The sequence below is a fragment of the Aquimarina aggregata genome, assembly GCF_001632745.1.
Taxonomy (GTDB): Bacteria; Bacteroidota; Bacteroidia; order Flavobacteriales; family Flavobacteriaceae; genus Aquimarina; species Aquimarina aggregata.
This window is the reverse complement of record NZ_LQRT01000035.1, coordinates 374,776-392,707: the sequence shown is the minus strand read 5'-3', so window position 1 is coordinate 392,707 and position 17,932 is coordinate 374,776. Positions and strand designations below refer to the sequence as shown.

Sequence of the window (17,932 nt, the reverse complement as noted above, 5' to 3'; positions counted from 1 at the left end):
AGCTATAAAAGATTGATATTATGAAACTACATGTTAGATGTATAGGTGTACTTGTTATGAGTAGCATTTTTATAAGTTGTAAAAATGAGGTTAAGCAACAGGTTCAAGATCATGCCTCGGTATTGCAAGCCTTAATTGCCCAAGAAGATACCGATGGAGATAAAAAAATTACAATCGAAGATAAAGGTCCTAAACAATTTGAGTTTGTTGATGCCAATGGAAAATCACATAAAATAGAAGGAACGTATCATTTATCTAATTTACTTCAGGAATTAGCAATAGCAAAGAAAGGTCAAGAGATTGCAATTGATAAAATAAAAGAGAAACCTTCTGATCGTATCTCAAGATTAATTAAAAATAGATTTTGGGATAATCTAACCAGATCTATTGATAAAGAAGGATTAACTAGAGTTTTGAGCGATACCAAATCTAATAACGATACTTTGCGATTGTATATTCCTCATGATGATGCCGAAGCAGCTGCCTATTTTCGATCTCTAGAAACCGAAATTGAGAAGCTAAAAGTAGAGATGCTACCAAAAGAAATCACACCAGAATATGTAAGAACATTAAATAACAAATCCGGGATTCTTAATCTTGCTCATACCACTACTAATGGGATATATAAAGGAACGCCTTTTGTAGTTCCAGGAGGTCGATTTAATGAAATGTATGGCTGGGATAGTTATTTCGAATCAGTAGGCTTATTACTAGATGGTAGAGCAGATTTAGCAAAAGCAATGGCAGACAATTTCGGGTACCAAATTAAATATTATGGTAAGATATTAAATGCCAATAGAAGCTATTACCTTACGAGAACACAACCCCCTTTTTTTAGTTCGTTACTCAAAGAAATTTATCTTGATGATCCAGAAATTTCTAAATCTTGGCTTTCTAAAAATCTAAAAATGGTGATACAAGAATATCAGACCGTTTGGATGAAAAAAGGAATTAGATTAACAGATACGGGACTAAATCGTTTTTATGGTGAAGGTATAGGGGTGCCTCCAGAAACCGAAGAGGGTCATTTTGATTTTATTTTAAGCAAACATGCAAAAGAGCATAATTTATCCCTTGCAGAGTTTACAAAAAAATACATAAGCCGTGAATTAAAAGATAAAGCATTAGATCTTTATTTTACCCATGACCGAGCAATGAGAGAAAGTGGTCATGATACTTCTAATCGGTTAGATGACCTATGTATAGATTTAAATACAGTAGGATTAAATAGTTTGTTGTATAAATATGAACTTGATATTGCTTTCTTAATTAAAGAAGTCTTTGATAATAGCTTTGACTATAATGGAGCGTTGTTAAGTAGCAACTATTGGTTAGAGAGAGCCCAAAAAAGGAAAAATGTAATGAATGAATTGATGTGGGATGATACTGCGGGTACGTATTATGATTATAATTTTGAAACAAAAAAGCAACAAAAGATAGCATCTGCTACAAATTATTATCCGTTATGGGTTGGGTTATGCTCAGATGATCAAGCATCAAGAATGGTTCAGAACTTGTTTTCTAGTTTGGTAGAAAAAGGAGGCGTAGCAGGTACAGCAAATATTGTAGATCCAAATAATCCTAATGCGCCGCAACGCCAATGGGATTATCCAAACGGGTGGGCGCCACATCAAATGTTAATCTGGAGAGGATTAGTGGCGCAAGGATATCAAAAAGAAGCACAAGAGTTAGCATATCGATGGCTATGGATGATCACCAAAAATGCAGTGAATTATAATGGTACAATTCCCGAAAAATATGATGTAGTAAAGTGTACTCATAAAGTATATGCAGAGTATGGCAATGTAGGAACAGAATTCGATTATATAACGCCTAGTGGTTTTGGCTGGATGAATGCGTCATATCAGTTAGGATTAACTTTTTTAAATAAAAACCTTAGAGATCAATTAGATCAGTTAGTAGATCCTAACGATATTTTCAAGGAAAGTGAATAATAGCTGTATAATTAATAATAGAGGTATTAAAAAAACCATTTCTTTTTTCTATTCTTAATTTTTTTAAAGATAACCTGTTATTAATTTCGGCATCTCACACATAGATGTAACTTTGTATTAGAAAGAAAGCAAAACCATTATACTATTATGATGGTTTTAAGTTTTTAAATACTGAAAAACCAAACGAGTCTAAGGGATAGATCATTTGGAGAATTACGATATATAATCACACATTTATCTTGATTTAATATGAATACAAAAAGTAAAAGAAGCGAGGCTTTAATTTATCATGAAAAGCCTACCCCAGGAAAGATCAAAGTAGTGCCAACTAAAAAATATGCTACACAAAGAGATTTATCTTTAGCATATTCTCCTGGAGTCGCAGAACCTTGTTTAGAAATTGAGAAAGAAAAATCAAATGTGTATAGGTACACTGCAAAAGGAAATCTGGTAGCGGTTATATCTAATGGTACAGCAGTTTTAGGACTGGGAGATATTGGTCCAGAAGCTTCTAAACCCGTAATGGAAGGTAAAGGGCTACTCTTTAAGATCTTTGCAGATATAGATGTTTTTGATATCGAAGTTGATACCAAAGACGTAGATGCTTTTATCGAAACGGTAAAAAATATAGCGCCTACTTTTGGAGGTATTAATTTAGAGGATATTAAAGCTCCTGAAGCTTTTGAAATCGAAAGAAGATTAAAAGAAGAACTCGATATTCCTGTAATGCATGATGATCAGCATGGTACGGCTATCATTTCGGCGGCAGCATTACTTAATGCTTTAGAAATTGCAGGTAAAAAAATTGACGAAGTAAAAATAGTGGTGAGTGGGGCAGGAGCTGCAGCAGTTTCTTGTACGCGATTATATAAAGCGTTCGGCGCAAAAGCAGAGAATATTGCGATGACCGATAGTAAAGGTGTGATACGAAAAGATCGTGACAACCTTACCAAAGAAAAAGCAGAGTTTGCCACCGATAGAGATTTACATGAATTAACAGACGCGATGAAAGATGCAGACGTTTTTATTGGTTTATCAATGGCGAACCTAGTTACTCCAGAGATGTTACTATCTATGGCGGATAACCCTATTGTATTTGCAATGGCAAATCCTGATCCAGAAATAAAATATGATGTGGCTATAAAAACTCGTAAAGATGTGATTATGGCAACAGGAAGAAGTGATCATCCTAATCAAGTGAACAATGTATTAGGGTTCCCATTTATTTTTAGAGGAGCTTTGGATGTTAGAGCTACAGGTATTAATGAAGAGATGAAAATGGCTGCTGTAAAAGCACTTGCAGAACTAGCTAAAGAACCAGTGCCAGAACAAGTAAATATTGCATACGGAGAAACACGTCTTAATTTTGGGAAAGAATATATAATTCCTAAACCATTTGATCCAAGATTGATTGCAAAAGTCCCTCCGGCTGTAGCTAAAGCTGCAATTGAAAGTGGTGTTGCAACAGAGCCTATTACCAATTGGCAGAAATACGAGGATGAGCTACTAGAACGAATGGGTAATGATAACAAGCTTGTAAGATTACTATTAGATAGAGCTCGAACTAATCCTAAAAGAGTTGTATTTACAGAAGGAGATCATCTAGATGTATTAAAAGCAGCACAAACAGTAAAAGAAGAAGGGATAGCATTTCCTATTTTACTAGGTCGCAGAGATATTATTTTAGAATTGATGCAAGAGATTGATTTTGATCCAAGTGATGTACTTATTATCGATCCTAAAGCAGACGAAGAATATGAGCGTAAAAATGGATACGCAAAGAAATATTGGGAAACAAACAAAAGAAAAGGGATAACGCTCTATGATGCAGAGAAGTTAATGCGAGAACGTAATTATTTTGCTGCAATGATGGTAAACGAAGGTGATGCAGATGCGTTGTTATCTGGATATTCTAGAAGTTACCCATCTGTGGTTAAGCCTATGTTGGATTTGATAGGTTTGGCAAAAGGAGCTACTCGTATTGCAACGATGAACGTTATGATGACCGATAAAGGACCTCTTTTTATTAGTGATACTTCTATAAATATTGATCCTTCTCCTAAAGAATTAGCAAAAATTGCTCAGATGACCGCCAAAACGGTAGAAATGTTTGGTATTAAACCCGTGGTTGCAATGATCTCATATGCAAATTTTGGTTCTTCTAAACATGAAACAGCAGAGAAGGTGCAGGATGCAGTTGCGTATTTACATCGGTATTATCCGAATTTGATTGTGGATGGAGGTTTACAAATGAATTTTGCACTAAATAAGAAAATGAGAAAAGATAAATTCCCGTTTTCTAAACTTAATGGACAAAAAGTAAACACTTTAGTGTTTCCTAATTTGGATTCTGCTAATAGTAATTATAAGCTATTAAGCGAATTAAATAATGTAGAATCAATAGGGCCAATCATGATGGGAATGGATAAGCCTGTGCATATTCTTCAATTAGGAGCTAGTGTAGAAGAAATGATCAATATGGCTGCTGTTGCGGTTATCGATGCTCAAGAAAAGGAAAAAAGAGAGCTACATTTGTCTTTAATTTCTAAAGACATCTAATAGCAAGTTTAATTTTTTTTCAAAAAGAGAATAGTAATATCTGTGCTTTTCGGTTATAAGCTGTTAAAATTTAGTTCTATGAAGAGGGTTTTGCTACTAATGATCGTTTGTTATAGTCATTTTGTGTTTAGTCAAAAAGACAAGACATTATTTGCCTATGGAGGGCAGGTAACTAAAGGTTTTATAAAATATACGGCTGAGTTAACCAATAAAAAAAAGCCAAAAATTTGTTTTTTACCGACTGCAACTGGCGATAGTGAATATTATATTAATTATTGGTACGAACTGTGTTCGGGGTTAGAAGTGGAACCCAAAGTGATGAAAGTTTGGATTAACTCAACGACCCAAAAAGAATCGTTTGAAGAAGTTTTGATGAGTATGGATGCCATCATTGTTGGAGGTGGTAATACATTAAATATGCTGGCTATTTGGAAAGCTCAAGAAATCGATTTAGCACTAAAAAAAGCGTATGATAAAGGAATAATAATAGCGGGAGGTAGTGCAGGTTCTTTATGTTGGTTTAAAGCAGGAACTACAGATTCAAGACCAAAAGAATTAACAATTGTAAAAGGTCTTGGGTTTTTAGACTATAGTCATTGTCCTCATTATCATTCAGAAAAAACAAGAAGGCCATTGTATCATAAAAATATTTTAGAAAAAAAACTAGCCAACGGATATGCGTGTGATGATAAATCTGGAATTGTGTTTTTAAATGGCAAGTTAAGTAAAAGTGTTTCTTTGGATTCTGAATCCTTTTCATATTACGTACATCAAAAAAATGGAAAAATTATTGAAGAAAAATTAATTCCAGAAATACTTGAGGAATAACGCAATCTAATTTTGTATAATCAATAGTTTTTTGATGCTTGGGTAACATTTCTATTGTTTGTGACATTTATTCTTGATACTTAAATTTATTAGTTGATGAAATGGTTACTTATAATATGTTTTACCTTAGTTTGTTGTTTATCTTTTGCACAACAGGACAAAGTTAAAATTACAGCAGAGCGTAATGATGATAATACAGTTACGTTTTTTTATGAGAAAAATGATCCGGGAAGTTACGTGATCTACCTCTATTTTAATACTTTGGTAAATGCATCATCTTCAGATATTACGCAAACTGTTAAAGGAACGAAAGGGACTTTATTCACGCTTAGGCCTATTGATCCTAAAAAAGGAATTGGTTATGGTTATGGATATCGTTATTTAAGAGGGGTTAGAAAAGCCAAGGTTGATAAGAGTTTTGTGTATTTATTGCCATATAAAAATGAAGCATCCGCATTAGTAAAGCCTCTTAATAATATTAGTGAGAAGTTTTTTAACAAAGAACGCGATAACAATTGGGCAGCCTATCAGTTTATTTTTCAGAAAGAAGATACGATTTGTGCAATTCGCAAGGGTAAAGTAGTAGATGTAATAGATAAATTTGATAATTACAAAGAAGGCCTAAGTTATTCTACAGATACAAATTTTGTATTAGTAGAACATAAAGATGGTAGTTTTGCAAAATACAGTGTGCTAAGAAAAGGTAGAATGATGGTTAAGAAGGGGGATATGGTTTATCCTCAAACACCAATAGGAGTTTCAGGTAGTTATCAAGCCAATACTCATGAAATGAGATTGTTGTTGTATTACTTAAGTAATGCAGAATTTAAAAGGTCAAATAATAAAAAAACTGGTAAACAGGAAGCCTCGCGTTATACATATATCAATCCGTTGTTTTATGATAAAGGGGAGACACATAGCCTATTGCCAAATACAACATATACATCTTCTTTCCTGCCGGAAATTATTGAAAAAGAGATGAGTAAAAGAGAGCGTAAAAGAATGTATAAGAAGTAAGAAATGTAGAAAAAAGAATTGAAGTCTTTGAAACCAAATTTCAAATATTTGGGATGAAGATTTGGTTATTTTTTGTTTAAAAGTATAATGTACGCTTAAAACCTTGTTTAAAGGGTGTTTTTTTATCCTTTTTTGTAGTATAATTTTACTACATTTGGTTGCTTAACATCAACTTAACTAATGATCACACATATTAGGGGGAGGCTTATAGAAAAAAATCCTACAAACGTAGTTATAGATTGTACAGGAGTAGGTTATATGATTCATATCTCATTACATACCTTTTCCTTACTCCCAGAAGGAGAGTCGTTACAGTTATATACACATCTTCAAGTTAAAGAAGATTCTCATACACTTTATGGTTTTGTAGAAAAATCAGAAAGAGAGATTTTTAGACTTCTTATTTCAGTTTCGGGAATAGGCACCAGTACAGCGCGTACAATGTTATCATCCTTGCACCCAGATCAAATTAAAGATGCTATAGCATCAAATGATGTAACAACCATTCAATCCATTAAGGGTATTGGAGCCAAGACAGCACAACGTGTTATTATAGATTTAAAGGATAAAATACTTAAAGTGTATAATATAGATGAAGTTTCAGTATCGCAAAGCAATACTAATAAAGATGAAGCGTTATCAGCTTTAGAAACTCTTGGATTTAATCGAAAGCTTGCCGAAAAAGTTGTTGATAGAGTTTTGAAAAATAGCCCCAAAGAGACAGTTGAAAATATTATTAAACAGGCACTAAAAAATTTATAAAAACATTGAGTTCGTCGAATCACTTACACTTTAATTTTTTTAAAATAATAGTATGTTTGATAACACTTTACAGTGGGGTGTTACACAGTCAGGAAAACGAAACCGTTCGTGACTCTACAAGTACTACATTTTCTATTGGTCAATTATCATTACCCGACCCTAATAGTATCGTAACCAAATATGAGTACGATCCAATTACCAATAGATATATTTATCGAGAAATGTTAGGTGACTTTAATGTGCGTTACCCTCTTTTTTTAACACCAGACGAATACATAGCATTAGTTGAAGATGAGCAACAAAGAGCTTACTTTAAAGAAAAAATAGAAGCATTTAGTGGTAAGAAAGATGGTAGTGAAGAAAAAAGAAAAAATTTATTGCCAATTTTCTATGTAAACTCAAGGTTTTTTGAATCCATCTTTGGAGGTACAGAAATAGAAATTATTCCACAAGGATCTGTAGAAATGGATTTAGGTCTGTTGTTTACCAAACAAGATAATCCTGCATTTTCTCCTCGTAATCGTAGTAACTTTACTTTTGATTTTGATCAAAGAATTAGTTTGAGTTTACTAGGTAAAATCGGAACAAGATTACAAGTAACAGCTAATTACGATACAGAATCCACTTTTGACTTTCAAAATCAATTAAAATTAGAATATACCCCAACAGAAGATGATATCATAAGAAGTATCGAGGTTGGTAACGTAAGTATGCCTTTAAATAGTTCTCTGATACAAGGAGCACAAAGTCTTTTTGGAGTTAAGTTAGGGCTACAATTTGGTAGAACTACGATCACAGGAGTATTTTCTGAACAACGATCAGAAACAAGATCAGTTAATGTAGAAGGAGGAGGTACCGTTCAAGATTTTGAACTTTTTGCTTTAGACTATGATGAGAATCGACACTTTTTCTTATCGCATTACTTTAGAGACAATTATGATAAGTCGCTTGCAAGTTATCCTTTTATTAATAATAATATACAGATTACTAGAATAGAAGTATGGGTGACAAATAGGGCTACTAGTGCCCAGACCCTTACAAATGCACGTAATATTGTAGCACTTCAGGATGTTGGAGAATCTCCAGTGCAAGGTAACTTCACGATCCCTTCTGGTTTATTTAATCCAGGAGCAGGAGCTTTTCCGGACAACAGTAATAATGACCTAGATCCAACAGCTATAAGTGCAGCAGGTCCTGTTACAGAAGCAGTTAGGCAGGTTTCTACGGTGCAACAAGGGTTTATAGGGCCTATATCAGGTTTTAATGAAGGTTTTGATTATGCTATTCTAGAAAACGCAAGAAAATTAAATGAGAGCGAATATACCTTAAACACACAATTGGGGTACATCTCGTTAAATCAAAGATTGAATAATGATGAGGTTCTGGCAGTTGCTTTTCAATATACGGCAGGAGGTAATGTATTTCAAGTAGGAGAATTTGCCAATGATGGCGTAGATGCTACAATTGGTAATAATACAGGTACTACAGATCAAGTTGGTTCAAGTCAAAGTTTGGTCGTTAAAATGCTAAAAAGTCCCATCGTAAATGTAAATCTGCCAATATGGGATTTAATGATGAAAAATATTTATAGTACTGGGGCATTTAGACTGGAACAAAGTGACTTTAGATTAAATATTTTATACTCAAACCCTTCTCCCGTAAACTTTATAAGTCAGCCAGAAGGATCAACTCTTGAATTACCCGACGATGTTAATGAAACGACATTGCTTAAAGTGTTTAATCTTGATCAACTTAACCCAAACCGAGATCCAGTAGATGGAGGTGATGGATTTTTTGATTATGTTCCAGGTATTACTGTTGATACCGAAAATGGAAGAATTATTTTTCCAAGTATAGAGCCTTTTGGAGAACATCTTTTTAATAAATTAAATAATGGTCCAGTAGGATCTGTCTATACTGATGAAAGTACATATAACCCTAATCAGGATGAATATGTATTTAGAGATTTGTATACACAAACTAAGGTTGTTGCAGAACAAAGATCTGCCGATAAGAACTATTTTCAACTTAAAGGGCGATATAAATCATCTGGTCAGGATGGGATTCCGTTAGGAGCATTTAATGTGCCGCAAGGTTCTGTTACTGTTACTGCAGGAGGACGAGTATTGCAAGAAGGTGTAGATTATAGTGTAAATTATCAGCTTGGTAGAGTAAATATCTTAGACCAGGCCTTGCTGTCATCGAATACCCCAATACAAGTTTCTACCGAAAATAATGCTGTTTTTGGGCAGCAAACAAAACGATTTACAGGATTAAATATCGAGCATAAGTTTAGTGATGATTTTATTGTAGGAGGTACTTTTTTAAATTTAAATGAAAGACCAATTACCCAAAAATCTAGTTATGATTTTGAACCTATAAATAATACCATTCTAGGACTTAATGTGAATTATTCTACAGAGGTTCCTTTTTTAACAAGAATGGTTAATAAATTACCAAATATAGATACAGATGTACCTTCTAATGTTTCGGTAAGAGCAGAAGGAGCCTATCTTATTGCCGGTGCTCCAAAAGGTGCTGATTTTGATGGTAAAGTAACTACCTATATAGACGATTTTGAAGGAGCGCAGACTAGAATAGATGTAAGTACTCCTTTATCTTGGGAGCTTTCTAGTGTGCCAGTAGGGTTTGATGATAATCCAAGACACCCTAACGATACAGATCCTTTATCAACGATTTCAACTGGTTTTAAAAGAGCAAAGCTATCATGGTATTCTATTGATCCAACATTTTATAGTACCAGTAGACCTAGTGGTATAACAGATCAAGACTTGGCAAGTAATGCTTCAAGAAGGGTGTTTATAGATGAGATTTTTTCAAGAACAGATATTGCGCAAGGACAAAGTTTAGCGTTATTTACATTGGACCTTAATTATGATCCAACTACTAGAGGGCAATACAATTTCAACCCAGGTTATGCAGAAGGAAGTGCAACTACTCCAGATCCAAGAGAAAATTTTGGGGGGATTACTAGACAGTTAACATCTACTAATTTTGAGCAATCAAATGTAGAATTTATAGAATTTTGGTTGTTGGATCCTTTTTATACAGGGCCTAGTGGGGCGCAAGAACCACTAACTCAGTCAAATAATGGTACTATTGTTTTTAATTTAGGAAACATTAGTGAAGATGTATTAAAAGATGGTAGAAAACAGTATGAGAATGGTTTGCCAGAAGTTCCAGAAACATTTACACCTACCAACTTTAAAGCTCAAGTACCAAATAATCAATCTTTGATTTATGCTTTTGATTCTGACGGGCAAGCAAGAACAAATCAAGATGCAGGATTTGATGGATTAAATGATACTCAAGAAGCTCAAGCTTATGGTTCTTTAGGGTTTACAGGAAATGATCCAGCGGGAGATAATTATTCATATTTCTTACAACCTCAAGATAATCCTGACGGGATTAATAACGTAGTAAATAGGTATAGAAATTACAACGGTACTCAAGGGAACTCACCAGTAAATGTAACCAATGATGACCGTGGAAATACAACATTTCCTACTGCAGAAGATGTTAATAGAGATAATACCATGAATACTATTGATAGTTACTTTGAGTACGAAGTCCCTATTTTTAATGGTATGGGAGTAGGAAATGATGGTAATACAGGTTTTATAGCCGATGTTAGACAAGATAATGTTGAGGTGTCTGGAAGAAATATAGAATATCGATGGTTCTTATTTAAAATCCCTATTTATGAACCAACAAGGGCAGAGAATGTTACAGATTTTAGATCGATTAGATTTATGAGAACGTATCTTACCGATTTTGAAAGCCCTGTGTTGCTTAGGTTCGGTAGTTTAGATTTGGTACGAGGAGATTATAGAAGGTATATACAAGTAGGTAATACTACAAATGATCCAACAAGCGGTCTTAATGTGTTTGGAGATAGCGATGTTGTGGTAACCTCTGTTAGTCGAGAAGAAATAGAAAGATATGTAACGCCACCAGGAGTTGTGCGTGAACAATTAAATAATAACAATAATGTTATTAGAGAAGATGAAAGGTCACTAGCGCTTACAGTAAATAATCTTCAAACAGATGATGCAAGAGGAGTGTATAAAAACTTCAATGTTGATATGCGTCAATACGAAAACTTAGAGATGTTTCTGCATGCAGAACCTTTAGTAGGGCAGACACTTCAAGACGGAGATTTAAGAGCTTTCGTAAGAATGGGTAATGATTTTACCAATAATTTTTACCAAATTGAAATACCACTAGCAGTTTCAGAACTTTCAGACAGAAACGAAAATGATATTTGGCCAGAACAAAATAGATTAGACGTACCTCTTGCTTTTCTTCAAGAGATAAAATCAAGAGTAATAGCCAGTGGTAATGCCGCTGATCTTAACTTTTTTGATGGCCCAAATAATTTAAGAGTAGGTATAAAAGGAAATCCTAGTCTTGGAGATGTAAGAGTGATGATGGTTGGGGTTAAAAATGAAAGTGGTAATACGCAATCAGGATCTGTTTGGTTTAATGAAATGCGTCTTAGTGATCTTAAAAACAGAGGAGGTTGGGCTGCCGTAGGTAGTCTTGATGCTAATATTGCAGATTTTGCAAATGTTAGCGCCTCAGGAAGAATTACAACGATTGGTTTTGGAGGAATTGAGCAAGGACCTAATGAAAGAAGCCGAGAAGATCTTAAGCAGTACGATTTAACAACCAATGTGAATTTAGGACAACTTCTGCCTAAAAAATGGGGAGTACAAATTCCTTTTAATTACAGTAGAGGTGAAGAACTAATTACCCCTCAATTTGATCCTGAATTCCAGGATTTAGAACTTGAAGATTTATTAGATGCAGAACCTACACCCGAGAGTAGAGAAAGAAGAGAGCGACAATCTACCGAGTATACCAAAAGACAAAGTTTTAATGTAATAGGATTGCGTAAAGAACGAACAGGAGAGGCAAAACCTATGCCATATGATGTAGAGAATCTTACCTTTTCGGGGACGTATAATCAGACAAATCATCGTGATTTTGAGATAGAAGAATCTTTGGATCAAAGTGTTAGAGTTGGAGGTACGTATGATTTTAGTTTTCAACCAAAAGAAATAGAACCTTTTAAGAAGATAAAGCTTTTAGGAAAAAGTAAATATTTTGATCTGTTGAAAGATTTTAACTTTAACCTGCTTCCAAGTAGTGTTTCGGTAAGTTCTAATATTAATAGACAATACAATAGACAAAGATTTAGAGATATTACACGTACAGAAGGAAGTCTTGAATTGGATCCATTATTTCAGCGTAATTTTCTTTTTGATTGGCAGTATGGTATTAATTATAATCTTACCAAATCATTAAATTTTAGTTTTACATCAGCAAACAATCGTATTGTTAAGAATTTTATCGATGAGAATAATGTTGTAGATAATACAGTAGATATCTGGAGCGGTTTCCTTGATGTTGGAGATCCAAATACCCTTAATCAGCAGCTTCAGGTAAACTATGAACTGCCGTTTAGTAAAATCCCAGTACTTAAATTTATAAGATCTACTTATTCTTATAGTGCAAATTTCCAATGGACAAAAGGTAGTGAGATTTTAAGATCTTTGGAGAATATACCAGATTTAGGTAATACAATACAAAATTCTAATGTTCATACGGTAAATGGTTCTTTGGATATGAATACGCTTTACAAATATGTAGGATTAACCAAAATAAAACCTGGAAGGAAAAAACAAAAGAAAGAAAAAGAAGCTAAGGAAAAAGACAAAGACTCTAAAAAAGAAAAACCAGGAGAAACAAAAGTTGCCGCAAAAAAGAAAACTAAAAAGGTAAAAAGTAAATTAACAATAGGTGATAAAGCATTAAATACAGCTATAGGTTTAGTTACTGCTGTAAAGAAAGTAAATATAAATTATCAACAAGATAATGGTATTTTGTTACCAGGGTTTGTAAGAGAACCAGGTTTTATTGGTACATTAAAACCATCTGCAGGATTTGTTTTTGGTAGTCAGGCAGAAATTAGAGATATAGCAGCTCGTAATGGTTGGTTGACTTTATATCAGGATTTTAATGAGCAGTATCAAGAAGTCGAAGGTAGACAACTTAATATTCAAGCTTCTTTAGGATTATTAAAAGATCTTAAGATAGATATAAGTGCGACCAGAAATTATTCTGAAACCTATACAGAGAACTTTAGAGTGAACCCCGGTGATCCTAATCAACCATATACATCGTTAACGCCAAACACTTTTGGTAATTTCACGGTTTCTACATTGCTAATAAAGACTGCGTTTAAAAAAAGTGACCAATTCAGTTCTGAAGCATTTGATCAATTTAGAGAAAATAGATTAATCATATCACAACGCTTAGCACAAGAACGCGGAATTGATCCATTCACAGATACTGATGGTGATGGTTTTGTTGATTCAGATGCGGATAGAGACGGTTTTCCTGATGGTTTTGGAGGGACTAATCAAGCAGTGTTATTGCCAGCATTTTTAGCAGCATATACAGGGGCTAGTGCAGATAATGTTCAAAAAGGAGCTTTAAGAGATGTCCCGCTACCAAATTGGGATATTAAATACACAGGATTAATGAATCTTAAGTGGTTTAAAAAACGATTTAAACGTTTTTCTGTAGCTCATGGGTATCGTGCAAATTATACGATTAATCAATTTAGGACTAACCTCGAATTTAGAAATCCAAATGATAGAGATCAATCTAATAATTTTAGAAATCCACTATTGTACTCAAATGTAAATCTTACCGAGCAATTTAGTCCATTGGTTAGATTTGATATGGAAATGAAAAACTCAATCAAGATTCTTGCCGAATGGAAAAAGGATAGGGCTTTATCATTAAGTTTTGATAATAATTTACTTACCGAAATTCAAGGTAATGAGTATATTATTGGATTGGGGTATCGACTTAAAGGATTAACTTTTGCTACTCGAATTGGAGGTAGGAAAAAAGTACTAAAAAGTGACCTTAATTTAAGAGCAGATATATCACTTCGTCAGAATGAAACATTGATAAGATATCTTGACTTAGAAAATACCCAAGTAACAGCTGGGCAAGATATTTATGGATTAAAGTTTACCGCAGATTATTCTTTAAGTAAGAATTTGACAGCATTATTCTTTTATGATCATACATTTTCTGAGTTCTCTATTTCTACTGCCTTTCCTCAGACTACAATCAGAGGAGGATTTACATTGCGATATAACTTCGGAAACTAAGATTTCTGTGGTGAACAGGTAGAAAAGGTTATTGACAATTGTTTTTTGATAATTTTTTAATGGGTTTTCTTAAAATTCAATAAAATAGAATTATTTTCGTCAGCATAAAGAAAATAAGAACTCATAAATACTTTTTTAGATGAATATTCCTTCAGAATTAAAATATACAAAAGACCACGAGTGGATCAAAATAGATGGTGATATCGCAACTGTGGGTATAACCGATTTCGCACAAGGTGAATTAGGAGATATAGTTTATGTTGAGGTAGAAACTGTTGGTGAAGAACTAGATCAAGAAGAAGTTTTTGGTACCGTAGAAGCAGTTAAAACGGTTTCTGATTTATTCTTGCCATTAACAGGAGAGATAGTTGAATTTAATGAAACGTTAGAGGGTGATCCTGAACTTGTAAACAGCGATCCTTATGGAGCGGGTTGGATGGTTAAAATAAAAATAGCTGATACTTCTCAAATAGACGGTTTATTATCGGCAGATGGTTATAAAGAGGTTATTGGGGCATAAGTTCCTACTGGCAGTACTACTTGTATATAGTGCTTTAATTACTTGGGCATCATTAGCACGATTAATTATTCCATTCAAAGTCGGAGTACAAGGAAGTGATAAGATAGGACATTTTGTTGCTTACCTCATTTTTACAATTGTTTGGTTTGCTTTTTTCTTTTTTTCAAAAAAAAGAAAGGAAACCTTTAAGCAAAGTATTGTTAAAAGTGCAATTATTTGCTTTTTATACGGGGGACTAATGGAATTGTTACAAACATTACTAACGAATTATCGTAGTTCAGAATGGTATGATGTTTTAGCTAATACAAGCGGTATAGTTTTTGCTGTTATTTTATTGAAAATATTTGAAAATAAATTGATTAGGATCAAAGAAAAGTAGATTTTAATTTCTTAAGTGAATCTCATAAATCAATTTTCAAGTATGCATAACAGATGTTATAAACGTTAAAAATCAAATTTTTCGTTTTACATTTTGATGTTTAGTTGGAAATTACAAAAGAATTTAGCTATTTTAGCAATCCTATAACATAACAATAATATGGAATCGAAGAAAAATCCAAAAGCAGATTTAACTAGAAGAAGTACCTTGTTTCTTCAACTAGGGCTTATTTTAGTTCTATTTTTAACATGGAGAGGTATAGAATGGAAAACCTATGATAGAAGTAATATCGACATAGGTCAGGTGAATCTTGATGAGTTAGAAGAAGAAGATGTTCCGATTACTCAAAATTTGAACACACCTCCACCACCGCCACCTCCACCACCTGCACCAGAAATTATTGATGTAGTAGAAGATGAAGAAGAAGTAGAGGAAACTATTATTGAGTCTACTGAAACTAATCAGGAAGAAGAAATTGTAGAAGTTGAAGAGGTAGAAGATGTAGAAGAAGAAGAGGTTATCTCTGATGTACCATTTGCAGTTATAGAAAATGTGCCAATTTTTCCAGGATGTGAAAAAGCAGGTAACAATAATGCGAAAAAGAAATGTATGAGTGATAAGGTTAAAAAGTTTGTTAACCGTAAGTTTAATACAGAATTAGGTAACGAGTTAGGTCTGTCGGGTGTAAATAGAATCTATGTAAGATTTAAAATTGATAGATCAGGTAATATTGTTGGAGTGCAGGCAAGAGGTCCGCATCCAAGACTAGAAAAAGAAGCTCAAAGAGTTGTAAAGTTATTACCTAAAATGACTCCAGGAAAACAAAGAGGTAAAGCAGTAGGTGTATTGTATTCCTTACCAATAGTTTTTCAAGTACAAGACTAAAACAAAGTACGTTATATATCAAAATCCCGCCACATTTCTGTGAGCGGGATTTTTTTTTGGTATGCTTGTTGATTCAGTTTCAATTGTAACGTTAAAACTAAATATCATGAGTAACAAGCACGATGCTAATGTACGAAAAAGTACATTGGTGAATTTCCAGATTGGACTTATTGCAAGTCTACTATTTACCTATTTTATGTTTGAAGTGTATACTACGGTTCCGGCTTTGGGTCAAAAACCGCCAATAGTAGAAGAAGATGATTCTTATGTGTGGGATGGAGCCTTTGAGGTGTATCAAGAGCCCAAACCAAAAGAAGTAGCTGTAAAACAAACAAAACCTCCTGTTGAGCCTCAAGAGTTTAAAGTTATTGATAACACTGCTGTTGTTAATAAAGTTACTGAGGAGTTCAAAAATGTTCATCCAGTTGAAACTTCTGCACCTGTAGCACCTGGAGAAATTGATGATGTGGATGAACCTGATCCAGTAGAGGTTCCTTTTTCTGCTGTAGAATTTGTTCCTATTTTTCCTGGATGTGAAAAGCTGGCAACTAATAAAGAAAGAGCTACTTGTTTTTCTAAAAAAGTGGGTAAAATCGTAGCAAGAAAATTTAACACAGGTTTAGGCGAACGATATGGTTTAAGTGGTTTGCAAAAAATCTATACACAGTTTGATGTGAATCAAGAAGGAGAGGTAACTAATATTAGAGTGCGTGCATCGCATCCAAAATTAGAAGAAGAAGCAAGACGAGTTATTAATTTGTTTCCGCAGATGACGCCAGGAAAACAGAGAGATAGAAACGTAACTGTAAAGTATCAATTGCCGATAGTGTTTAAAATACAAGGGTAAAGAAAAAAAGCCTGCTAGCGATTAAACTAGTAGGCTTTTTAAATTAACACTCATTTTTAAATTCTTTATTTCGTAAGACTTAAGTATATGGTTTGTCGTATTCGTTCTGAATTAATAAAACCATCTCCGAAACCTTTTGTATCATAAACCGAAGTTAGTGCTGTATTGTTTTTTACTTCCTCTTCAGATTTACCAGCATCGACTTCTTTTTTAATAGTGTTTGTGATCGTTTTAAGCATTGTCAAAAAGCTTTCTAGATCTTTTTTGGTTGCTAAAGCTCCGTGTCCAGGAATAATTTTAGTGTCAGAATTTGCTATCATAAGCGCTTTTTCAGAAGCTTTAATATATCCTTCGATACTTCCTCCAGAATTTAAATCTATATATGGGTAACGACCATTAAAAAATGTGTCCCCCATGTGTAATACATTTCCATTAGCAAAATAAATAATAGCATCTCCATCAGTATGTGCATTGTGAACATGAAATGCATTAATATTTTCGTTTTCAAAATATAACTGAAGCCCTTCGTCAAATGTTATTACAGGCAAAGATTTAGGGTTAAATTTTCCTTTCTCTTTTTGATTTTTTTCTATTCTTGATCTTACATTTTTTTGTGCAAAAATTGTAGCTCCTTGATTTGCCATGTTTTCGTTACCTCCAGTATGATCTCCATGAAAATGTGTGTTGGCAACCATCGTTATTGGTTGGTCACTAATCGTTTTAAGTTTTGTAAGTATCTTGTCTGATAGTCTTGCAAATTGATCATCGATAATAAATAAACCCTTTTCGTTTTTTAAGACTCCGATATTACCCCCTTGTCCAGTAAGCATATAGATATCTTTAGAGATTAAGTCTAAGGTGATTGTAACTTCTTTTTTTTGTGCATTTGAGATAAAATAGCACAGTAATAGCATAAAAAGTACAAGGTTTTTCATCACGTATTAGTTTGGTGTTTGTGTTTTAGAT

General features: G+C 33.6%; 11 protein-coding genes. 10 read left to right on the top strand and 1 reads right to left on the bottom strand.

The features are described from left to right. The first annotated feature begins 20 nt into the window (after positions 1-20). From AWE51_RS20050 to AWE51_RS20005, 10 genes are all read left to right on the top strand, one after another. Entirely contained in the window at positions 21-1,955 is a 1,935-nt protein-coding gene (locus AWE51_RS20050) for a trehalase family glycosidase (protein ID WP_082832525.1), read from the top strand. Positions 1,956-2,204: 249 nt separating this feature from the next. Beyond that, entirely contained in the window at positions 2,205-4,514 is a 2,310-nt protein-coding gene (locus AWE51_RS20045) for an NADP-dependent malic enzyme (RefSeq protein ID WP_066317327.1), read from the top strand. 78 nt (positions 4,515-4,592) lie between these two features. After that, positions 4,593-5,342 carry a Type 1 glutamine amidotransferase-like domain-containing protein gene (locus AWE51_RS20040; protein ID WP_066317323.1) on the top strand — a complete coding sequence of 250 codons (750 nt, stop codon included), beginning with the start codon at positions 4,593-4,595 and terminating at the stop codon, positions 5,340-5,342. A 96-nt stretch (positions 5,343-5,438) separates the two neighbouring features. Then, positions 5,439-6,359: a M23 family metallopeptidase gene (locus AWE51_RS20035; RefSeq protein WP_066317321.1), complete on the top strand. Its 921-nt coding sequence runs from the start codon at positions 5,439-5,441 to the stop codon at positions 6,357-6,359. A 180-nt stretch (positions 6,360-6,539) separates the two neighbouring features. Beyond that, the gene (gene ruvA, locus AWE51_RS20030) at positions 6,540-7,121 is read left to right on the top strand and encodes a Holliday junction branch migration protein RuvA (RefSeq protein ID WP_066317318.1); all 582 of its coding nucleotides are present in this window, start codon (positions 6,540-6,542) and stop codon (positions 7,119-7,121) included. Positions 7,122-7,126: 5 nt separating this feature from the next. Continuing rightward, entirely contained in the window at positions 7,127-14,335 is a 7,209-nt protein-coding gene (gene sov, locus AWE51_RS20025) for a T9SS outer membrane translocon Sov/SprA (RefSeq protein WP_066317316.1), read from the top strand. Positions 14,336-14,474: 139 nt separating this feature from the next. Then, the gene (gcvH, locus tag AWE51_RS20020) at positions 14,475-14,855 is read left to right on the top strand and encodes a glycine cleavage system protein GcvH (RefSeq protein WP_066317308.1); all 381 of its coding nucleotides are present in this window, start codon (positions 14,475-14,477) and stop codon (positions 14,853-14,855) included. Beyond that, complete coding sequence (locus AWE51_RS20015) at positions 14,845-15,234, top strand: VanZ family protein (RefSeq protein ID WP_157766182.1); 390 nt, start codon at positions 14,845-14,847, stop codon at positions 15,232-15,234. The genes gcvH and AWE51_RS20015 overlap by 11 nt, the downstream gene beginning before the upstream one ends. 159 nt (positions 15,235-15,393) lie before the next feature. Continuing rightward, a complete protein-coding gene (locus tag AWE51_RS20010; RefSeq protein WP_066317305.1) occupies positions 15,394-16,119 on the top strand; it encodes an energy transducer TonB in 726 nt (241 codons plus the stop codon). Positions 16,120-16,225: 106 nt separating this feature from the next. Then, positions 16,226-16,966: an energy transducer TonB gene (locus tag AWE51_RS20005; protein WP_066317304.1), complete on the top strand. Its 741-nt coding sequence runs from the start codon at positions 16,226-16,228 to the stop codon at positions 16,964-16,966. A 65-nt stretch (positions 16,967-17,031) separates the two neighbouring features. Here AWE51_RS20005 and AWE51_RS20000 read toward each other — a convergent pair whose 3' ends face one another. Next, entirely contained in the window at positions 17,032-17,901 is an 870-nt protein-coding gene (locus tag AWE51_RS20000) for an MBL fold metallo-hydrolase (RefSeq protein WP_066317302.1), read from the bottom strand. Positions 17,902-17,932: the final 31 nt, after the last annotated feature.